Annotated in this window: 17 protein-coding genes and 1 pseudogene; 11 read left to right on the forward strand and 7 right to left on the reverse strand. The window is 57.3% G+C overall.

What is annotated here, in order from left to right:
* Positions 1-26 precede the first annotated feature (26 nt).
* From glnA to ntrC, 4 genes are all read left to right on the forward strand, one after another.
* On the forward strand, positions 27-1,442 hold the full coding sequence (glnA, locus tag RMS03_RS02480) for a type I glutamate--ammonia ligase (RefSeq protein WP_310625533.1): 1,416 nt from the start codon (positions 27-29) through the stop codon (positions 1,440-1,442).
* Positions 1,443-1,512: 70 nt separating this feature from the next.
* Positions 1,513-2,043 carry a hypothetical protein gene (locus tag RMS03_RS02485; RefSeq protein WP_310625534.1) on the forward strand — a complete coding sequence of 177 codons (531 nt, stop codon included), beginning with the start codon at positions 1,513-1,515 and terminating at the stop codon, positions 2,041-2,043.
* On the forward strand, positions 2,040-3,116 hold the full coding sequence (glnL, locus tag RMS03_RS02490) for a nitrogen regulation protein NR(II) (protein ID WP_310625535.1): 1,077 nt from the start codon (positions 2,040-2,042) through the stop codon (positions 3,114-3,116). The genes RMS03_RS02485 and glnL overlap by 4 nt, the downstream gene beginning before the upstream one ends.
* Positions 3,117-3,157: 41 nt before the next feature.
* Positions 3,158-4,705, forward strand: a complete 1,548-nt coding sequence (gene ntrC / locus RMS03_RS02495) for a nitrogen regulation protein NR(I) (RefSeq protein ID WP_310625536.1) — start codon at positions 3,158-3,160, stop codon at positions 4,703-4,705.
* A gap of 18 nt (positions 4,706-4,723) precedes the next feature.
* Here ntrC and xth read toward each other — a convergent pair whose 3' ends face one another.
* The 5 genes from xth to dapC are packed head-to-tail and all read right to left on the reverse strand — an operon-like array spanning position 4,724 to position 8,778.
* The gene (xth, locus tag RMS03_RS02500; protein WP_310625537.1) at positions 4,724-5,488 is read right to left on the reverse strand and encodes an exodeoxyribonuclease III; all 765 of its coding nucleotides are present in this window, start codon (positions 5,486-5,488) and stop codon (positions 4,724-4,726) included.
* A gap of 16 nt (positions 5,489-5,504) precedes the next feature.
* Positions 5,505-6,080, reverse strand: a complete 576-nt coding sequence (locus RMS03_RS02505; protein WP_310625538.1) for a DUF4337 domain-containing protein — start codon at positions 6,078-6,080, stop codon at positions 5,505-5,507.
* A 14-nt stretch (positions 6,081-6,094) separates the two neighbouring features.
* Entirely contained in the window at positions 6,095-6,649 is a 555-nt protein-coding gene (locus tag RMS03_RS02510; protein ID WP_310625539.1) for a dihydrofolate reductase, read from the reverse strand.
* Positions 6,650-6,655: 6 nt separating this feature from the next.
* Entirely contained in the window at positions 6,656-7,492 is an 837-nt protein-coding gene (gene dapD, locus RMS03_RS02515; protein WP_310625540.1) for a 2,3,4,5-tetrahydropyridine-2,6-dicarboxylate N-succinyltransferase, read from the reverse strand.
* A gap of 26 nt (positions 7,493-7,518) precedes the next feature.
* On the reverse strand, positions 7,519-8,778 hold the full coding sequence (gene dapC, locus RMS03_RS02520) for a succinyldiaminopimelate transaminase (RefSeq protein ID WP_310625541.1): 1,260 nt from the start codon (positions 8,776-8,778) through the stop codon (positions 7,519-7,521).
* A 41-nt stretch (positions 8,779-8,819) separates the two neighbouring features.
* Here dapC and RMS03_RS02525 point away from each other — a divergent pair, with 41 nt between their 5' ends.
* From RMS03_RS02525 to def, 5 genes are read left to right on the forward strand one after another with little or no spacing between them, the layout of a single operon-like run.
* Positions 8,820-9,053 (forward strand): hypothetical protein, encoded by a 234-nt coding sequence (locus RMS03_RS02525; protein WP_310625542.1) that lies wholly within the window; start codon positions 8,820-8,822, stop codon positions 9,051-9,053.
* 28 nt (positions 9,054-9,081) lie between these two features.
* Positions 9,082-12,597: a chromosome segregation protein SMC gene (smc, locus tag RMS03_RS02530; protein WP_310625543.1), complete on the forward strand. Its 3,516-nt coding sequence runs from the start codon at positions 9,082-9,084 to the stop codon at positions 12,595-12,597.
* Between the two features lie 15 nt (positions 12,598-12,612).
* A complete protein-coding gene (locus RMS03_RS02535; protein WP_310625544.1) occupies positions 12,613-13,860 on the forward strand; it encodes a cell division protein ZipA C-terminal FtsZ-binding domain-containing protein in 1,248 nt (415 codons plus the stop codon).
* Between the two features lie 17 nt (positions 13,861-13,877).
* The gene (ligA, locus tag RMS03_RS02540) at positions 13,878-16,034 is read left to right on the forward strand and encodes an NAD-dependent DNA ligase LigA (RefSeq protein WP_310625545.1); all 2,157 of its coding nucleotides are present in this window, start codon (positions 13,878-13,880) and stop codon (positions 16,032-16,034) included.
* Positions 16,035-16,045: 11 nt separating this feature from the next.
* Positions 16,046-16,582 carry a peptide deformylase gene (gene def, locus RMS03_RS02545; RefSeq protein WP_310625546.1) on the forward strand — a complete coding sequence of 179 codons (537 nt, stop codon included), beginning with the start codon at positions 16,046-16,048 and terminating at the stop codon, positions 16,580-16,582.
* A gap of 4 nt (positions 16,583-16,586) precedes the next feature.
* On the opposite strand, the gene RMS03_RS02550 is transcribed toward def, so the two are convergent.
* Entirely contained in the window at positions 16,587-19,184 is a 2,598-nt protein-coding gene (locus RMS03_RS02550; protein WP_310625547.1) for a [protein-PII] uridylyltransferase, read from the reverse strand.
* Positions 19,185-19,193: 9 nt separating this feature from the next.
* Positions 19,194-20,006 (reverse strand): type I methionyl aminopeptidase, encoded by an 813-nt coding sequence (gene map / locus RMS03_RS02555; RefSeq protein WP_310625548.1) that lies wholly within the window; start codon positions 20,004-20,006, stop codon positions 19,194-19,196.
* Between map and RMS03_RS02560 the strand changes: the two genes are divergently transcribed.
* Positions 20,005-20,127 (forward strand): BrnA antitoxin family protein, encoded by a 123-nt coding sequence (locus RMS03_RS02560; protein WP_310625549.1) that lies wholly within the window; start codon positions 20,005-20,007, stop codon positions 20,125-20,127. The genes map and RMS03_RS02560 overlap by 2 nt on opposite strands.
* Before the next feature lie 106 nt (positions 20,128-20,233).
* Positions 20,234-21,736, forward strand: a pseudogene (locus RMS03_RS02565) (phosphoribosylformylglycinamidine synthase); the annotation flags it as partial.

Consider the following 21,736-nt stretch of genomic DNA (forward strand, 5'->3'; position numbering starts at 1 on the left):
CCAACCTACCCTAGCAGGAGAACTTGATGGCCAAGACCGTCGCAGACGTAATGAAAATGGTGAAAGAGAACGAAGTTAAATTCGTTGACTTCCGTTTCACCGATACCCGTGGCAAATGGCAGCACATCACTGCGCCCGTGTCACAGTTTGACGAGAGCAAGTTCGAAGAAGGTCAAGCGTTTGACGGTTCTTCTATCGCTGGCTGGAAAGGCATTGAAGCCTCTGACATGTTGTTGATGCCTGATCCAAACAGCGCATTGATCGATCCCTTTTTCGAAGAAATCACCTTGGTCTTGATCTGTGATGTGATCGAGCCCACAGACGGCAAAGCCTATGAGCGTGACCCACGTTCCATCGCCAAGCGCGCTGAGACGTATCTCAAGCAATCTGGCTTGGGTGACACCGCTTATTTCGGCCCAGAACCAGAGTTCTTCTTGTTTGACGAAGTACGCTGGAGCACAGAGCCCAACAACACGTTCTATTCGATCAACGAATACGAAGGTCCATGGAACAGTGGCGAAAAAATTGAAGGCGGTAACCGAGGTCATCGTCCTCGCGTCAAAGGGGGTTACTTCCCAGTGCCTCCCGTTGACAGCACACACGACATGCGCAGCGAAATGTGCTTGTTGCTCGAGGCTGTGGGCATTCCCGTCGAAGTGCACCACCACGAAGTGGCTGGCGCAGGTCAATGCGAAATCGGCACCAAGTTTTCTACTTTGGTCGAACGCGCTGACTGGACATTGTTGCAAAAGTACGTGATCCACAACGTGGCTAACGCCTACGGCAAGACAGCCACGTTCATGCCTAAGCCTTACGCTGGCGACAACGGCTCTGGTATGCACGTTCACCAGTCCATCTGGAAAGACGGCAAGAACTTGTTCGCAGGCAACGGCTACGCTGGTTTGTCCGATCTCGCCCTGTACTACATCGGCGGCATCATCAAGCACGCACGTGCTTTGAACGCGATCACCAACCCAGGTACCAACAGCTACAAGCGCTTGGTGCCTCACTTCGAAGCCCCTGTGAAATTGGCCTATTCCGCCAAGAATCGCTCTGCTTCGATTCGTATTCCTAGCGTGGCCAGCGACAAAGCCCGCCGTGTGGAAGCGCGTTTCCCCGATCCATTGTGCAACCCTTACCTTGGCTTTGCGGCCTTGTTAATGGCTGGTTTGGACGGTATCGAAAACAAGATTCACCCTGGTGAAGCTGCGACCAAAGACTTGTACCACCTCCCTCCAGAGGAAGACAAGTTGGTACCCACCGTGTGCTCCAGCTTGGACCAAGCGTTGGAAGCCCTCGACAAAGACCGCGCCTTCTTGACCAAAGGTGGCGTGTTCACCGACTCGTGGATCGACGCTTACATCGAATTGAAGATGCAAGAAGTGACCCGCAGCCGCGTGGAAGTGTCTCCTGTCGAATACGACATGTACTACTCGCTGTAATTCTTTGCAACGCGATGTGCAATAAAAGGACGGCGCGAGCCGTCCTTTTTTATTTAGACCTTTAATTTTCATGGACTCACCCTTGTTTTTCTTTTTTCGCGGTGTCGTTGGATTGAGTGTTTGTCTGTCTGTTGTGGCGGCAGGTGCCCTGTCGGCTGAATCGCAACGGATTTACCGTTGTGGCAATGCCTATACCAATCAGCCCGATCTAACGCTGAACTGCAAACCCTTGACGGGTGGTCATGTGACCGTGATTGAGGGCACGCGTGTGCAAGGTCCACAGGCTCCACTGCCCAATGCAAGCGCAGGTGCTGCATCGATCAAAGTGGATGCGGCAGACCAACGCCAGCGTGACGCACAAGCACAGGCGTTACTCCAAGCCGAGTTGCAAAAAACACAAAAACTACAGGCTGATCTGCTGCGTGAGTGGAACAACGGTGAGCCTGAACGACGCGCGGATGAATTTCGGCAGTCTCAAAAATACCAAGATCGTGTGACACAGTTGCGCGCTGCTCTGCAACGTGCAGAGGCTGATGTGGCTGGCTTGCAGCGCGAGTTGTCGCGCTTGTCTGTGCCAGTTCAAACTGGAGCAAAACCATGACAACGTCGGTTGGCCAAGCTCCGCTCATTTATGCGCAAGCCTTTGACTTGCTCGCCACCTTGGTCGCCATGGTGCGCGCCGACGGCGTAGTGGTCTTTGCCAACGCCGCATTAGAAGATGTGATGGGCGTGTCGCGCCGCACCATCGAAGGCTCCGCAATGGCGAATTACTTTAGCGAAGCACAGTCGTTTGAGAGCGCATTGCAAGGTGCGCAGACCAATGCATTTGCCACCATGCGCTATGACGCCCACTTGTGCCGCTCCCTGCAAGACCCCATGCCTGTTCACGTCATCGTGGCACCGACGGATGTGATGGGCGAGGTGCTGGTCGAGTTGCTCCCTCTGGAGCAACAAACCCGTCAAGACCGCGAGGAGCGCTTGATTGATCAAGCGCAAGCCAACAAAGAGTTGATACGCAATTTGGCTCATGAAATCAAAAACCCGCTGGGGGGCATTCGTGGTGCAGCCCAGTTGCTACAAATGGAGGTCGAGAGCCGTGATCTCATTGAATACACCCAAGTCATCATTCATGAGGTAGACCGCTTGCAAGTCCTTGTAGATCGTTTGTTGGCACCACACCGCTGCCCGCATGTGGTGGGCGATGTGAACATCCATGAGGTATGTGAACGCGTACGCAGCTTGATCTTGGCTGAGTTCCCCAAAGGGCTACGCGTGGTGCGTGACTATGACACCTCGATTCCTGAGTTTCGTGGCGATCACGAACAGCTCATCCAGACCGTGCTCAACATCGTGCACAACGCGGCCCAAGCTTTGGTGGAGCGGGTCGCCGCAGGCGACGCGGAGATTGTTTTACGCACCCGCGTCAGCCGACAAGTCACTTTTGGCAAACAACGCTATCGGTTGGCATTGGAATTGCACGTAGTAGACAACGGGCCCGGCATTCCAGAAGAGATCAAAGACAAGTTATTTTTCCCTTTGGTCTCGGGACGGGATGGCGGCTCAGGCTTGGGGCTGAATTTGGCGCAAACTTTTGTGCAACAGCACCATGGTTTGATTGAGTGTGACAGTGTGCCAGGACGAACAGATTTCAAAATTTTGATCCCGCTACCCTGACACCTCGTGTGGCTCCTAACTTAGAAACAGAAAGTACCGAGATGAAATCGATTTGGATTGTGGACGACGACCAGTCAATTCGCTTCGTGCTGGAAAAAGCGCTGTTGCGCGAGAACCTGCCCACGCGCAGCTTCACCAGCCCCCACGAAGTGCTGCAAGCGCTCGACTCGGTGAGCGAAGACGGTGGCCCCAAAATCTTGGTCAGCGACATTCGTATGCCCGCAGGCTCGGGCTTGGACCTGCTGACTAAGGTGAAAGAGCGTCTGCCGGCGTTGCCCGTCATCATCATGACGGCGTTTTCAGATTTGGACAGCGCGGTCTCTGCCTTTCAAGGTGGTGCGTTCGAGTACCTGCCCAAACCGTTTGATTTACCCAAGGCTGTTGAGTTGATTCGCCGAGCCTTGGACGAAAGCCAACGTGAACAAGCGCAAAGCGAGCAGCAAGACGCCACGCCCGAGATGCTGGGCCAAGCCCCGGCCATGCAAGATGTGTTTCGCGCTATTGGTCGATTGAGCCAAAGCCATGTGACGGTGATGATTACTGGTGAGAGCGGCTCAGGCAAGGAGTTGGTGGCGCGTGCCTTGCACAAACATTCACCACGCGGTGATGCGGGCAACCAAGGTCCGTTTGTGGCCATCAACACGGCTGCGATACCCAAAGATTTGTTGGAGAGCGAGTTGTTCGGGCACGAACGTGGTGCATTCACGGGGGCGCAAACCACCCGTCGTGGTCGCTTTGAGCAGGCCGAGGGTGGAACACTGTTCCTCGATGAAATCGGTGACATGCCGTTCGATTTACAAACCCGATTGCTGCGCGTGTTGAGCGATGGCACTTACTACCGTGTGGGCGCTCACAACGCCATCAAAGCCAATGTGCGCGTGATTGCGGCGACCCATCAAGACCTAGAAAAACGCGTCAAAGACGGCGTGTTTCGTGAGGACTTGTTCCACCGCTTGAACGTGATTCGCTTGCGTTTGCCCGCCTTGCGTGAACGCCGTGAAGACATCCCCACTTTGACGCGCCACTTTTTGCAGCAGAGTGCACAACAATTGGGCGTGGAGTCCAAACGCATTTCTGAAGCCGCGCAGTCTGTGCTGGACCACTTCGCATTCCCAGGCAATGTGCGTCAATTGGAAAACATCTGTCACTGGCTGACGGTGATGGCCCCCGCCCAAGTGATCGAACCCAAAGACTTGCCGCCTGAAGTGGTGCTGTCAAACGAGGGCTCAGACGCCTCCGCAAACCATACCAAGCAAGACACCAGTGCCTTAGCCATGTCTGCTGCATCTGATGCGCATCGATTGACCCCGTCTCACCCTGTCAGCACCAGCGAGGGCAGCAGCGCTGCACCCGTGGTGCTGAACATGCCCGGCGCAGATTGGGAGCAAGGCCTAGAAGCCGAAGCCATGAGTTTGTTGGCGGCAGGCCGCACCGACGTCTGGGAGGTCTTGACCCACCGCTTTGAGGCACGTTTGATTCAAACAGCCTTGGTCAACACGCGTGGTCGAAGAATCGAAGCCGCCCAAAAGTTGGGCATTGGGCGCAACACCATCACGCGCAAAATCCAAGAGCTGGGCTTGGACGACTGAGACTGCCGCAAGGAGGGGTTAGCCCAGTGTGACCACCACGGGGACGTGGTCACTGGGACGCTCATTTTTGCGCGGTGCCTTGTCAATCACGCAGGCTTGCGTGGATGCTTTTAAGGCATCGCTGACGAGGATATGGTCAATACGCAAACCACGGTTGCGACGGAAAGCGAATTCGCGATAGTCCCACCAGCTATAGCTTTTCTCTGCTTGTTCAAACAAGCGGAAGGCATCGTGGGTACCTAAGTCAATCAGTGCTTGAAAGTGCGCACGCTCCTGTGGCGTGCAGTGGATGGTGTCTTTCAAGGCCACAGGGTCCCACACATCACGGTCATCGACGGTGATGTTGAAGTCACCCATCAGCACCAGTTTTGGGTGGGTTGAAAGCTCAGTGCGCAACCAGTTTTGAAGTGCGTCCAACCAACGCATTTTGTAAACAAACTTGTCACTGTCTGGCGCTTGTCCGTTGGGGAAGTAGGCGCCAATCACCCGCACACCATCGACCGTACCAGCAATCACGCGTGCCATGTCATCTTCAAAACTGGGAATGTTCTTCACCACATCACGGACTTCGGTGCGCGAGAGCAAGGCCACACCGTTGTAGGTTTTTTGACCGAAAAACGCCACCTTGTAACCCACCGCCTCAATCGCCTCGCAGGGGAATTTGTCATCCGTGATTTTGGTTTCTTGCAAGACCAAGGCGTCCACGGGGTGCGTCGCCAACCAGTCCAGCACTTGCGGCAAGCGCACGGTGAGTGAGTTGACGTTCCAGGTAGCGAGTTGCATGTGTATGTGTTCTGACTTAAAGGTGTAATGCGGCCAAGATGCCAATCGCAATGCCTAACGCGCCCGTGCCAAACATGGCGTATTCCACCCACACTTTGCGGGTGAGCAGGGCAATGGCGGCCAGTGCGATGGCCACTTGCAGCACGGTGGTGGCTTGTGCCCAGCGGTGATGCTGGTGCATTTGTGCGTCGGACATTTCGTTAAATGCCTTGGCTTGTGCTTCTAGTTTTTCAGCGTCAGTTTTGATGACCGCTTTTTCGACTTTGTAGCGTTTGATTTCTTCCGCGTAAAAGTCTTTTTTGGTTGCCGGGGCTAACTCAAGCGCGAGCTCCATCAAGTTTTGTTTACTGCTCTTGGCTTGGTAATAGTTCCATTGGTTAGACGCTTCCGTCTTTTTGATCGCCGCATCGTTTTTGTACAAACCTGCGTTGGCTTGTGTGGCGCCTCCCATGTAACCAAAGATGGCACCCACGGTGGCGATGATGGCGGTGAACATGGCAATTTTGTTGGTGAAGCTGTTGCCGTGGCCTTGCGCTGCGTGTTCTAACTCGTGGTCGTGTGGGCCATGGACATGAAAACCGTGTTCAGACATTCAAATACTCCTGATTAATGTGTTCGCGTGAGGGTGACAAAGCTGTACTTCAAACCGTTGGCAGCAACATGTGTGCTGCGTTCGGTTTCTTGCCAGCTGGCATCGAAGGTGGGGGCGAAGGCATCGCCTTCATAGTCGACATCAATTTCTGTGATCACAGCGCGTGTGGCCAAAGGCATGGCTTGCGCATACACCTGCGCACCGCCAATGACCCACACCTGTGCATCGCTGGGGCAGTGTTGCATCGCTTCTTCAATGGAATGGGCCACCACCGCCCCCTCGGCCTGCCAATCGGTTTGACGCGTCACCACGATATTGGTGCGGCCGGGTAGGGGGCGAAATTTAGGGGGCAATGACTCCCATGTTTTGCGTCCCATCACCACAGGTTGACCCAAAGTGGTTTGTTTGAAGTGCGCCAAGTCCTCGGGCAAGTGCCAAGGCAAGGTGTTGTTTTGACCAATCACGCCGTTGCGCGCTCGCGCAAAAATCAAATTCAAGGCAAGCACAGCCTTTTTGCTGTTGTCAACAATCGTGTATCCAAACACCTCGGCCAAAGGTTGAGTGGTCATGCCGAATCAATCGCGCAACAAGTCGTTAATGCTGGTCTTGGAGCGGGTTTGTGCGTCCACGCGCTTGACCACGATGGCGGCGTACATGCTGTAAGGTGCGCCGTTGGCGGCGACTTTAGGAATGTTGCCGGCCACCACTACAGAGCCAGAGGCCACACGGCCGTAGCTGATGTCGCCCGTGGCGCGGTCGAAGATGGGGGTGGATTGACCGATGAACACGCCCATGCCGAGCACGGAGTTCTCTTCGATGATGACACCTTCCACCACTTCAGAGCGAGCGCCGATGAAGCAGTTGTCTTCAATGATGGTGGGGTTGGCTTGCAAGGGCTCCAACACGCCGCCAATGCCCACGCCGCCAGACAAATGAACGTTCTTACCGATTTGTGCGCATGACCCCACGGTGGCCCATGTGTCGACCATGGTGCCGCTGTCCACATAAGCGCCGATGTTCACGTAAGAGGGCATCAAGATGGCCCCCGAGGCGATGAAGCTACCGCGACGCGCCACAGCGGGAGGCACCACGCGCACGCCAGCGGCTTTCATTTCTTCTTCGCTCAGGTGGGCAAACTTGGTGTCCACTTTGTCGTAGAAGGCCAAGTCGCCAGACTTCATGACGCGGTTGTCGTTCAAGCGGAAAGACAACAACACAGCTTTCTTCAACCATTGGTGCACAGTCCATTGGCCCACACCTTCACAGGTGGCCACACGCAAGCGGCCAGCGTTCAATTCGGCAATCACGTGGTTCACGGCATCGCGCACTTCTTTGGAGGCATCGGTCGCGCTGATGTTGGCGCGGTTGTCCCAGGCGTTGTCGATGACGTGTTGGAGTTGGTGTTGAGTCATGGTTGTCTTCTCTGCGTTGAAATCAATTAAGAATGGTTGTTTTGGATGAACGCCACGATGCGTTGCGCGGCTTCTACGCATTCGGCGGTTTCGGCCACCAAGGCCATGCGAATACGACCTGCGCCGGGGTTTGCTTGATTGGCTTCGTCAAGACCTTGTCCTTCACGGGCCAAGTAGCTGCCCGGCAGCACCGTCACATTGTATTGAGCCAGCAAGTCGCGTGCGAAGGCGACATCGTCTCCCACGCCGCTGCTGGTGGCGTTCTGTTTTGGCACCGCCGCCCACAGATAAAAGCCCGCATCGGGCAAGCGCACATCCATCACCGCTTCAAGCAAAGGCGTGACGGCAGCAAACTTTTGGCGGTATTGCTCACGGTTGGCTACCACATGAGCTTCGTCGTCCCACGCTGCGATGCTGGCGGCTTGCACCATGCCGCTCATGGCGCTGCCGTGGTAGGTGCGATAGAGTAGAAATTGTTTGAGGATGTCGGCGTCACCCGCCACAAAACCGCTGCGCATGCCCGGCACATTGCTGCGTTTAGACAAGCTGGTGAAGGCCACCAAGTTTTTAAAGTTGGTGCGGCCCAGTTTGGCGGCGGCCTCTAGGCCCGCCAAAGGCGCTTCTTCGCGGAAATAAATTTCGCTGTAGCACTCGTCGCTGGCAATGACAAAACCGTATTTATCGCTCAAAGCAAACAGTTTTTCCCAGTCGCTCAGGGGCATCACCGCGCCAGTGGGGTTGCCGGGCGAGCACACAAACAGGAGCTGGGTTTTGGCCCACACCTCGGCAGGCACGCTGTCCCAGTTGACGTTGAAGTTGCGTGCAGGGTCGCTGGGGGCGTAATAGGCTTGGGCCCCAGCCAACAGCGCTGCACCTTCGTAAATTTGATAGAAGGGGTTGGGGCAGACAACCACCGCCTCTTGGCGGTTACCGCTTGCATCGGTTTGCGTCGGGTCAATCACGGTTTGGGCAAAGGCAAACAGCGCCTCACGTGAGCCGTTGACGGGCAGCACTTGCGTGGCCGCGTCTAGCTTTAAACCATAGCGACGCTGCATCCAATTCACGCAGGCTTCGCGTAAGGCAGGCAAACCAGCGGTCGCGGGGTAAGCGGCCAACTGAGCTGTGGCTTTGGCCAAAGCATCCAGCACCAACTGCGGCGTTGCGTGGCGTGGCTCACCAATGCCGAGGCTGATGGGCGCATATGCGGGGTTGGGTGTGACGGTAGAGAAAAGTTGCTTCAGCCGCTCGAATGGATAGGGCTGTAGACGCGAGAGAAGGGAATTCATGGCTGCTATTATCCCCGCGCTCAGTGATTCACCTTTACGCCATGTCCACCACGCCCCTGCTTGACCTCACCCGTGCCAAAGAATTTGCATTTGAGGCCGACCAACTTCGCGAATTGGTGATCACGTTTGAACAAAGCTTGGCCCAAGCCATCGCCGCGCTCTACCAAACCATCCGTGAGAAACCGCTGGATATGACAGGGCCTTTGTTTACTGCATTAGTACCTCATCTGACAGTTTTGTTGGGCGAGGTTCGTGCCTGTCGGAGCGCTTTATGATTAAGGCTGTGTCTAGAGAGGCTTTTCAGTGCGTCTGAATTCAATCAAGTTATCGGGTTTCAAGTCCTTCGCGGAACCCACCAATTTTCTGCTGCCCGGCCAATTGGTCGGCGTGGTCGGCCCCAACGGCTGCGGCAAATCCAACATCATGGATGCCGTGCGCTGGGTGCTGGGCGAGTCCAAAGCCTCCGAGCTGCGTGGCGAGTCCATGCAAGACGTGATTTTCAATGGCACCACCACCCGCAAAGCGGCCAGCCGCTCCAGCGTGGAGCTGGTGTTTGACAACGCCGACCACCGCGCGGGCGGCCAGTGGAGCCAGTTCCCAGAAATCGCGGTCAAGCGTGTGCTGACGCGTGATGGCGGCTCAAGCTACTACATCAACAACCAACCAGTGCGTCGCCGTGACGTGCAAGACGTGTTCTTGGGCACCGGCCTGGGCCCACGCGCCTACGCCATCATTGGCCAAGGCACCATCAGCCGCATCATTGAATCCAAGCCCGAAGAGCTGCGTTTGTTCCTCGAGGAAGCTGCGGGCGTCTCCAAATACAAAGAGCGCCGCCGCGAAACCGAAAACCGCCTGAGCGACACCCGTGAGAACTTAACCCGCGTGGAAGACATCTTGCGCGAGTTGAACGCCAATCTGGAGAAGCTCGAAAAGCAAGCCGAAGTAGCCCAGCGTTACCACGGCCTGCAAGCCGATGTGAGCTTGAAGCAGCACCAGCTGTGGTTCTTTCGCCGTGCCGAGGCCGAGGCCGACCAAGTGGGCATCAAAACCCAAGCAGACAAAGCGGTGAACGACTTGGAGTCGCGCATTGCCGATTTACGCCACATCGAAGCCGACCTAGAAACCGTGCGCCAAGCCCACTATGCCGCGGGCGATCAGGTCAACCAAGCACAAGGCGCGTTGTATGAAGCCAGTGCCGAAGTGGGCCGCTTAGAGGCCGAAATCCGCTTTGTAGTGGAAGGTCGCCAACGCGCCGAAGCGCGTCTGATTCAAATCAAAGAACAAACCGCGCATTGGGCAGCCCAGAGCGAAACCGCTAGCCAAGAGATTGAAAACTTGGCCTCGATGGCCATGGATGGCGAAGAAAAAGCCGTCATGCTTGCCGCGCAAGTGGAAGAGCAGGCCATGCAACTGCCCGAGTTGGAAGAAGCCTTACGCGTGTCCCAACAACGCAGCAACGAGCAACGCGGCAGCGTGACCCAAGTGCAGCAACAAATTCAGGTGCTGGCCGCAGACCAGCGCAACATTGAAGAGCAAAGCCGCAACCTCAACGCGCGACTTGAGCGCCTGAGTGCCGACAAAAACGCCTTAGCTGCCCCTGATGAGGTGCGTCTGAACAACCTCAAAGCGCAGTTGCAAGAGGCCCAAGCCCACGCCGAAGTGACGGCCGCGCAACTCGAAGAGTTGCAAGCCCATGTGCCTGTGCTCGACGAAGTACGCCGCACCGCACAGCAAGCCGTGAACGCAGAGCAAGCCAAACAAGCCGACATCTCGGCCCGTTTGGAAGCCCTCAAAGCGCTGCAAGAAAAAGTGCAGACCGACGACAAGCTCAAGCCTTGGCTGGCCAAGCACGGCCTAGATGGTTTGCAAGCACTGTGGAGCCGCATCCACATCGAAGCAGGTTGGGAACACGCGCTAGAAGCCGCTTTGCGTGAACGCATGGCCTCGCTCGAAGTGTCTCGCCTTGACATCGTGCGCGCCTTTCAAACCGATGCACCGCCTGCCAAGTTGGCGTTTTACACGGCCCCAAGTGCCGCCGCTCCCGACGCACAAAGCGCTTTGCCCCGTTTGTCAGACCTCCTGCGCTTGAACGACGCAGGTCAGAAAGCCCTGCTGACCGACTGGCTGAATGGCTGCTTCACCGCGCCTAACCTTGACGAAGCCTTGGCCAAGCGCAGCAGCTTGCAACCTGGCCAAGTGATTTATGTGCCCAGTGGTCACGCCATCAGCGCGCACAGCGTGAGTTTTTACGCGCAAGACAACGCGCAGTCGGGCTTGCTGGCCCGTGCCCAAGAGATTGAAAACCTCGACAAGAGCAGCAAGGCCCAAGCCTTCATCGCCGATGAAGCGCGCAACACGTTGCTCCGCGCCGAAGCCGCGTACAGCGAGTCGTCGCAACGCTTGGTCAGCATCCGCGCTGAAGCCACGGCCGCACAAGCCACGGCCCATGAGCTGCAAGTGGAGGCCTTGCGCCTGAGCCAACTGGCCGAGCAAACCCGCGCGCGCAGTGAGCAAATCAGTGGAGACCTGTCTGAAGTCGAGGCCCAATTGGCCGACCTGCAAGAACGACGCGCCACCGCAGAAGCCCGCTTTGAAGAACTGGACATGCAGCTCGCCGATAGCCAAGAGCGCCATGCCCAGTTGGACGAAGCCGTCATCAACGCTGAGCGCCGTTTGAACGACAGCCGCGAGCAACAACGCAGCTTGGAGCGTCAGGCCCAAGAAGCCCAGTTTGCCCAACGCAGCTTGGCCACGCGCGAAGCCGAACTCAAACGCATCATCGACACCGCCACCCAGCAAGCCGCCTCGGTGGCTGCTGAAGAAGCGCGTGTGCAAGAAGACCTCACACGCCTGAACGATGCCGCCGCCCAAGCCGGTTTGCAAAGTGCTTTGAATGTCAAGATGGAACGCGAAGCAGCCTTGGCCGCTAAGCGCAGCGAGTACGACGACCTCACCACCAAACTGCGGGCCAGCGATGAACGCCGCTTGCAACTCGAACGCGAGCTCGAGCCTTTGCGCCAACGCATCACCGATTTCCAACTCAAAGAGCAAGCCGCGCGCTTGGGTCTGGAGCAATACACGCAACTGCTGGCCGATGCTGAGGCTGACCTCGAAGCCGTGTCTGCCTCCATCCTCGCCAACAATGTGCGTTTGGGTGGTTTGCAAGGCGAGATTGATCGCTTGCACCGCGACATCACCGCCTTGGGCGCTGTGAACTTGGCCGCGTTGGACGAGCTGGCCAGTGCCAGTGAACGCAAGCAGTTCTTAGACGCGCAAACCAAAGATTTGACCGACGCGATGAACACACTGGAAGACGCGATTCGCAAAATCGACGGCGAAACCCGTGAGCTCTTGGGCGGCACCTTCAAGATCGTCAACGAGCACTTCGGCCGCATGTTCCCCGAGTTGTTCGGTGGCGGCAATGCGCGCTTAGTGATGACGGGCGAAGAGATTTTGGACTCCGGCGTGCAAGTGCTGGCCCAGCCACCGGGCAAGAAAAACCAAACCATTCATTTGCTGTCGGGTGGCGAAAAAGCCCTGACCGCGATTGCCTTGGTGTTTGCGATTTTCCAGCTCAACCCAGCGCCGTTTTGTTTGCTCGACGAGGTGGACGCGCCACTGGACGACGCCAACACCGAGCGCTATGCCAAGCTGGTGTCGAGCATGTCCAAAGAAACCCAATTCCTTTTCATCTCGCACAACAAAATTGCGATGGAAATGGCCGAGCAACTCATTGGCGTGACCATGCAAGAACACGGCGTTTCTCGTATCGTAGCGGTGGACATGGAATCTGCGGTCTCCATGGTGGATGCCGTTTGATTGCAGAGCAAGACCATGAGTACTCTTCAGATTGGTTTAGCGATTGCAGGTGGCGTGGTACTCGCGGGTGTGGTGGCGCACAGCACCTGGACTTCGCGCAAAAACAAGCCTCGCCAAGCTGACCCCCTGCCACAAGACAAAGCTGTCGAGCCGGGCTATGACGCCGATCAAGGTCTCTCATTTGATGCGGTCCCGTTTGACGAAGCACGCCGCGAACCAGACGCTCCCAGCAGTCTTGCCCCTAGTTATGAAACCCGCGGCAACCCCGACCCCGTGACGGACATCGCCCGCAGCATGATGGAAGAGGCCGCCGCACACGCCCAACGCATACCCGACGAAGCCGAAATGGCACGCATTGCCGAAAGCAAAGTTGCCGCAGGACGCACGGCGCATTTGGCTACGCAAGCACCTGCCGCCACAGGCTTACCCCAGCCCGAAAAACGCCCCGCACTTGACGCCTTGATTGACGTCATCGCAGCCGTTGAAATTGACACCCCTGTGTCGGGTGACGCAGCCTTAGCCGCCATGCCCACTACGCGTCGTGTGGGCAGCAAATTGTTCAGCGTGGAAGGCCTCAACACCGAAAGCGGTTTGTGGGAACACCCGCGCAACGGCCAACGCTACAGCGCGTTCCAATCAGGTGTTCAGTTGGCCAATCGCACGGGCCCCTTGAATGAAATTGAGTTCTCCGAGTTCGTGACCAAAACACAAGCCTTTGCTGACAGTCTCAACGCAGCCCCTGAGTTCCCGGACATGCTAGAAGAGGTGAGCCGTGCCCGCGAACTCGACCACTTTGCCAGTGCCCACGACGCCCAACTGAGCTTTACCCTCAAAGCGACCAAAGCCGCTTGGAGTCCTGGTTATGTGCATCAAAACGCAGCGCGTTTGGGCTTTATTGCGGGCGTGTTGCCAGGGCGCATGGTGGTGCCAGCGCCCACATTGGGCATGCCGCCCATTTTGGGTTTGACCTTAGACTCGCAAGCTGCGATGTCGGAAGACCCCACGCAATCGGCCATTTACGAACTCACCTTGTCACTCGATGTGCCTCAGGTAGATCGCAAAGAAGAGCCCTACGCCCGCATGATTCAAACCGCCTATGAATTGGCGCGTGTGATGGACGGTGCCATCTCAGACGACAACGGTCAACCCTTGTCCGAAACCGCCATTGGTGCGATTGCCCGCGATTTGCTGGCCTTGTACGACACGCTCGACGCACGTGATTTATCGGCTGGCTCGGCGCAAGCGCGTCGCTTGTTCAGCTAATTGCAGGGCAACGCAGCATGAGCACCGCTGACTTATTTGGCGGCAATGCGGATGCCCAAGACGGTGGCTCTGCCACTCACACCTTGAGCGATCTGGCCCAACGTGCGGCCGCTTTGCGCGCACAACTGCATCACCACGGGCACCTGTACTACGTGTTGGATGCACCCACCCTTCCTGACGCCGAATACGACCGCTTGTTCAAAGCGCTGCAAGCGCTAGAAGTGGCACACCCTGAGTTACTTACATCCGATTCACCCACACAACGCGTGGGCGGCAAGCCACTCGACAACTTTGCCAGCGTCAAGCATGCGGTGCCCATGCTCAGCATCCGCACCGAGACCGACACCGAAGCGAGTGGGGCCGAAGCCTTTGACACCCGCATCCGCAAAGAGCTGGGCCTGACCGAAGTCGATGCACCCGTGGACTATGTGGCCGAGCTGAAATTTGATGGCCTTGCCATGAGCCTGCGCTACGAAAACGGCGTGTTGGTGCAAGCTGCCACACGCGGCGATGGCGAAACGGGTGAAGACGTAACGCACAACATCCGCACCATTGGGCAAATTCCATTGCGCCTGAGTTCCGACGTACCCGAGGTGTTGGAAGTGCGCGGCGAGGTCTACATGGCCCGCGCTAATTTTGAAGCCTTGAACGAGCGCCAACGCGCCCGCATTGCCGCAGGCGAGAAGGGTGAGAAAACCTTTGTCAACCCACGCAACGCGGCTGCTGGTGCGGTGCGTCAACTCGACCCCAGCGTTGCCGCGCAACGGCCTTTGAGCTTTTTTGCGTATGGCTTGGGCGACATCACACCTGTGGACGGCGGCGGCCCATCTTTCAACACGCACTTCGATTTGTTGAAGGCACTGAAACAATGGGGCTTCCCCGTGGCCGAGCAAACCGCGTGTGTGCAAAGTGCCGCAGGCTTGGTGGACTTTCACCAACGCATCGGCCAAGCGCGTGATGCATTGCCGTATGACATTGACGGCGTGGTCTACAAGGTCAACAGCTTGGCCGCTCAGCGGCAGTTGGGCTTTGTCACGCGTGAACCGCGTTGGGCCGTGGCCCACAAATACCCCGCGCAAGAACAACTCACCACCGTACAAGCCATCGAGGTGCAAGTGGGCCGCACCGGCAAGCTCACCCCCGTGGCCAAACTCGCACCTGTGTTTGTGGGCGGCGTGACCGTCACCAACGCCACGCTGCACAACGAAGATGAAGCACGTCGCAAAGACGTGCGCGTGGGCGACACCGTGGTCGTGCGTCGCGCAGGGGATGTGATTCCAGAAGTGGTGTCGGTCATCCTTGAAAAGCGTTTGCATGAATCGCACCTCTTCACCATGCCCCACACCTGCCCCGTGTGCGGCAGTGCTGCCGTGCGCGAAGAAGGCGAGGCGGACTACCGCTGCACAGGTGGCTTGTTTTGCAGTGCCCAGCGTAAGCAAGCCATCCTGCATTACGCACACCGCCGCGCCGTAGAGATTGAAGACTTGGGCGACAAGTTGGTGGAGCAGTTGGTGGACGCAGGCGTGGTCAACACTTTGCCCGATGTATACCGATTGAGCTTTGAGTCCTTGGCCTCGCTGGACCGCATGGCCGAAAAGTCCGCCAACAATGTGCTGGCCAGCATCGAGAAATCCAAACACACCACCTTGCCACGCTTCTTGCTTGGGCTGGGCATTCGCCATGTGGGCGAGGCCACCGCCAAAGAACTGACACGTCACTTCGGCAAGTTGGACGCCATCATGGATGCCACGGTGGACCAGCTGCTGCAAGTGGCCGATGTCGGCCCCATCGTGGCACTGAGCCTGCGCACCTTTTTTGACCAGCCACACAACCGCGATGTGGTGGCGCAACTCCGCGAATGCGGCGTGACATGGACCGAGGGCGAGCCCACAGCGGGTGCCAGCCTGCCACTGGCCGGACAAACCTTTGTGCTGACCGGCACCTTGCCCACCCTCAGTCGCGACCAAGCCAAAGACATGCTCGAAGCTTTGGGTGCCAAGGTGGCTGGCAGCGTGAGCAAGAAAACCCATTGCGTGCTGGCGGGGGCTGAAGCCGGAAGCAAGCTCGACAAGGCTTTGGAGCTAGGAATCAAAGTGCTGGATGAGGCGGGTTTGTTGGCGTTGGTGGCAGACCACGCCAACCACTCAGCCGATGCAGCACACGCTGCGTCATAAAGGATAAGCACATGGCTGTTCGCGACATTTTAAAAATGGGCGATGCCCGCTTGCTGCGCGTGGCCCAGCCTGTGACGGCCTTCAACACACCCGAGCTACACGCACTGCTCCAAGACCTCGACGACACCATGCAGGCCGCCAATGGCGCTGGCTTGGCTGCACCGCAAATTGGGGTGGACTTGCAAGTGGTGGTGTTTGGCTCGGGCGAGCTTAATCCTCGCTATCCCGATGCACCGGTGGTGCCGTACACCGTGCTCATCAACCCTGTGCTCACGCCCCTCGGTGACGAGGAAGAAGAAGGTTGGGAAGGGTGCCTATCTGTGCCAGGCTTGCGCGGCGTGGTCCCGCGTTTCAAACGTTTGCGCTACCAAGGTTTTGACAGTGACGGCAACCCGACCGATCGCACCGTGGAGGGCTTTCATGCGCGGGTGGTGCAACACGAGTGCGACCACCTCACCGGTGTGCTGTACCCCATGCGTGTGCGCGACTTCTCACGCTTTGGTCATACCGATGTGTTGTTTCCGGGTTTGGATGACGCAGGTGATTGATGTCTCAAGCCTGCAAGGCCGCTAACAACTCGGTCTCAATCGCGAGTTGTGCTTTGTTTTGCTGCAAGGCGGCGCCGTCAATCAAGAAGGTGTCTTCCACGCGTTCGCCCAAAGTGCTGATTTTGGCTAGCAGCAAGTTGACTTTGTGGTTGGCCAACACGCGCGCCACGCTGTAGAGCAGGCCAACGCGATCGCTGGCTGAGATGCTCAACAACCATTTTTGGGCACGCTCGTCGGGCTGCAAGGTTACCCTTGGCGCAATCGGGAAGCTCTTGACGCGGCGCGACACGCGGCCTTTGCCTACGGTGGGCAAAGGTTTGGCTTGGACGATCGTCTCCGTCAAACCGGTTTCCACCAAATTGATCAGGTCGCGGTAATGCTCCTCAAAATGGCTACTCACCACCTGGAAGGTGTCCAGCGCATAGCCGTTGGTGGCGGTGTGGATTTTGGCGTCCCAAATATTGAATCCAGCTTGGTCAAAGTAGCCACAGATGCGGGCAAACAAATCGGGCTGGTCGGGCGAGTACACCATCACCTGCAAGCCTTCGCCGACGGGTGACAAACGCGCACGCACCGTCACGCCCATGGTTTTGTCTTGTGCTTTGGCGATTGACAAACTGCGCGACAGCTGGCGGGTGTGCCACGCAATGTCGGCGGCTTCGTGACGCATGAAGTAGCCCACATCCAAGGTGTCCCACAAGTCTTTGTGGGCCTCAAATGGCAGTGCGTACAGCGCGAGCATGGTGAGAGCTTCGGCCTTGCGAATTTCCACTTCGGCTTGCGCATCCGGTGCTCGACCACCCAAGGCGCGGGCGGTGTAGCGATACAGATCTTCCAGCAACTTGCCTTTCCAAGCGTTCCACACCTTGGGGCTGGTGCCGCGAATGTCGGCCACGGTTAGCAAGTACAAGGCGGTGAGGTTGCGCTCATTGCCTACACGTTTGGCAAAGGCTTGGATGATGTAGGGGTCGCTCAGGTCTTGCTTTTGTGCGATGTGGCTCATCGTCAAATGCTCACCCACCAAGAACTCGATGAGCTTGGCGTCTTGTTTGTCAATGCTGTGGTCGCGGCAGAACTTGCGCACTTCGCCACGGCCAAGCTGCGAGTGGTCGCCACCACGGCCTTTGGCAATGTCGTGAAAGAGTGCGCCAGCGTACAAAATCCAAGGCTTGTCCCAACCTGCGGCGAGTTGTGAGCAAAAGGGGTATTCGTGCGCATGTTCGGCCATGAAGAAGCGGCGCACATTGCGCAGCACCATCAAGATGTGCTGGTCTACGGTGTAGACATGAAACAAGTCATGCTGCATTTGGCCCACGATGCGGCGAAACGGCCAAAGGTAGCGACCCAGTACCGAGGTTTGGTTCATCAAACGGATGGCGTGTGTCATGCCGCTAGGTGCCTGCAAGATGCGCATGAACATCTCGCGGTTGACGGGGTCTGCGCGGAATTTGCCTTCCATCAAGCTACGCGCGTTGTAGAGTGCGCGCAAGGTGTGTGCCGACAAACCGCTGATGCCCACGGTGGATTCGTACAACCAGAAGGTTTCCAAAATCGCGTGCGGGTTGTTCACGTACACATCGTCGCTGCTGACTTCCAGCATGCCCGCTTTATCTGCAAAACGCTCGTTGATGGGACGCGGCACTTGGGTGTTGCTGCTCAGGCGTTCTTCGATGTTGAGCAACAAAATTTGGTTGAGCTGCGTCACCGCTTTGGCGGCCCAGTAATAGCGCTTCATCAGTGCTTCACTGGCTGCGCGTGCGTTGAGCGTACCGTCTTCCTCCACGCCCAGCCCCAAGCTTTGCGCGACGGCATGTTGCAAGTCAAACACCAAGCGGTCTTCGCGGCGTTTGGCGGCCAAGTGCAAGCGTGTGCGAATGAGGCCCAGCGCGTCTTCGTTGCGCTTGAGTTGTTTGACTTCAAAGTCTGTCGCCAAGCCTTTGCGTCCCAAGCTCTCCCAACTGTCGCCTAAGCCCGCAGCCTTGGCCACCCAGAGCACCACTTGCAAGTCGCGCATACCACCCGGCGATTCTTTGCAGTTGGGCTCTAGTGAGTAGGGTGTGTTCTCAAATTTGGCGTGGCGTTGGCGCATTTCAGCAGTCTTCGCCACGAAGAAGGCCTTGGGGTCCAGCGCCTGTGTATAGTTTTTTTGAAATGTTTTAAACAGCTTGACGCTGCCCACTAAAAAACGCGCTTCCAGCAGCGAGGTTTGCACGGTGATGTCAGCGGACGACTCTTGCACGCACTCGGTCACGGTGCGCACGCTAGAGCCAATTTCTAGTCCGGTGTCCCAGCAACTGCCGATGAACTTCTCAATCTGTGCTTTGAGGGCCTCGTCTATTTCGGGCGATGTGCCGTCAGGCATCAGCAGCAACACGTCGACATCCGAATACGGAAACAACTCACCTCGGCCATAGCCACCCACAGCGGCTAAGCACAAAGCGTTGTCAAAGCCAGCGGCATCCCACAAGGTGCGCAGGGTGTGGTCGGTCATGCTGCACAGCTTGTGCAGCAAAGTTTTCACGCCACGTGGGGTGGTCGAGCCGGACGCAGCCAGCAACAACGCCGCCTTGTCCTTTCGGTAAAGGTGTGCCGTGGCGTTCATTGCGGGGGCTTAACAGCAGGTGGTGGTCACAAAGTCGGGCAGGGCAGGGCTGCCGTTTGAGAGGGTCAACACCTCATAGCCCGTGGGCGTGACGAGGATGGTGTGTTCCCATTGGGCCGACAACGAGTGGTCGCGCGTGACGATGGTCCAGCCATCGCCCAGCTCTTTGATGTCTTTCTTTCCCGCATTAATCATCGGCTCGATGGTGAAGGTCATACCTTCTTGCAGCGTCTCGCCTGTGCTGGGCTTGCCGTAGTGCAGCACTTGCGGTTCTTCATGGAACACCTGGCCAATGCCGTGGCCGCAAAACTCGCGCACTACTGAAAAGCCGTGGCTTTCAGCAAAGCGTTGAATCGCAAAGCCAATGTCACCCAAACGCGCGCCAGGCTTGACCTTGACGATGCCGTGCCACATGGCCTCGTAAGTCAACTTAGACAAACGCTTGGCTGCGATGGACACATCGCCCACCGAGAACATACGGCTAGTGTCGCCATGCCAACCGTCTTTGATGACGGTGATGTCGATGTTGACCGTGTCGCCTTTTTTCAGCGGCTTGTCATTGGGAATGCCGTGGCACACCTGATGGTTGGTCGAGGTGCAGATGGACTTGGGGTAGGGGTTGTCACCGCTGGGGTTGTAGTTGAGCGGGGCGGGAATGGCTTTTTGCACATCCACGATGTAGTCATGGCAGAGCTTGTCGAGCTGGTTGGTTGTCACGCCAGCCACCACATGCGGGGTGATGAAATCGAGAACTTCGGAGGCCAGTTTGCCCGCGATACGCATGCCTTGTGCGCCTTGGACGTTTTTGATGGAGATGGTCATGAGATTGATTATCCCATTACGCGATGTCGTGACACAGTTCCGCCCCACGGGCGCGGGTTGGCAAACACGTATGAATGCAGCTTTGCGTCAGTTCATTGAAGAACATCCGCTTGCACACTGATTGTGTACAACCCCCCTTTGGTGACACGTAAAATCTAGCCTTTGCTGATCAGCCCCAGTCAGCGGCCCGGCGCGATTCGATTCCCGTCTTTTTCTCAAGGCTCTCCGTGTCTCTGCACCTCAGCATTTTCGAAGGCGGCAACGCCCTCAGCGATTTCCGTGTTCAACAGCTCTTGCCGCGTTTGGTGGCCATCTCTCCACAAATCCAAGGCCTGAGTGCCCGCTTTGTGCACTTGGCTGCGGCCGAGGCCACCTTGGATGCCGCGCAGCAGCAAACGCTCGCGGCCTTGTTGACTTACGGCGAGCCTGCACATACAGCCCCCGCAGGTACTTTGCTGGTGGTGACGCCCCGTTTTGGCACCGTGTCGCCTTGGGCATCGAAGGCCACCGACATCGCGCACAACTGCGGTTTGCAGCTCAAACGCATTGAGCGCATCACCGAATTCCACCTCCAGCTCAAAGACGGCTTGCTGAGCAAAGCCACACTGACGCCCGAACAACTGCTGGCCGTGGCCGATGTGTTGCACGACCGCATGACCGAGTCTGTCATGCGCACCCGTGACGAGGCTTTGGGCTTGTTCACCGAGCTGCACCCCGCACCGATGGAGCACGTGGACGTGCTCCAAGGTGGTGAAGCTGCTTTGCAAGATGCCAACACCCGCTGGGGCTTGGCTTTGGCCGAAGACGAAATTGCGTATTTGGTGAATGCCTTTACGCAGCTCAAACGCAACCCCACCGATGTGGAGCTGATGATGTTCGCGCAAGCCAACAGCGAGCACTGTCGCCACAAAATTTTCAATGCCGAGTTCACCATTGATGGCGAAGCGCAGTCGCACAGCCTGTTTGGAATGATTCGCCACACCGAAAAAACCAGCCCACAATACACAGTGATGGCGTATTCGGACAACGCCTCCATCATGGAAGGCCACAAGGTTGTGCGGTTCTTGGCGACGAACAATGGCAAAGACCTGCCTCAGTACGAAAAAGTATCCGCCACCAACCATGTGTTGATGAAGGTCGAAACCCACAACCACCCCACAGCCATTTCGCCTTACCCCGGTGCGTCCACCGGCAATGGCGGCGAGATTCGCGACGAGGGGGCAACAGGCCGTGGCTCTAAGCCCAAGGCCGGTATGTCGGGCTTTACTGTGTCTAAGCTGTGGGGCCGCACCAACGGCAAAAGTTTGGGCCGCCCCTCGCACATGGCCAGTCCTTTACAAATCATGACCGAGGGCCCCTTGGGCGGTGCGGCGTTTAACAACGAGTTTGGCCGTCCCAACTTGACTGGCTACTTCCGCGAGTACGAGCAAGACGTGGCAGGCGTGACACGCGGCTACCACAAGCCCATCATGATTGCGGGTGGCTTGGGCGTGATCGACAGCGAACAAACCAAGAAGATTGAGTTCCCCGCAGGCAGCTTGTTGATTCAACTCGGTGGCCCCGGCATGCGCATTGGCATGGGCGGTAGCGCCGCCAGCTCGATGGCCAGTGGCACGAACGCGGCTGAACTCGACTTTGATTCGGTGCAACGCGGCAACCCCGAAATTGAGCGCCGTGCGCAAGAGGTGATCAACCATTGCTGGGCGCAAGGCAAGAACAACCCCATCCTC

The organism is Limnohabitans sp., from assembly GCF_031538885.1.
Classification (GTDB): Bacteria; Pseudomonadota; Gammaproteobacteria; order Burkholderiales; family Burkholderiaceae_C; genus Limnohabitans.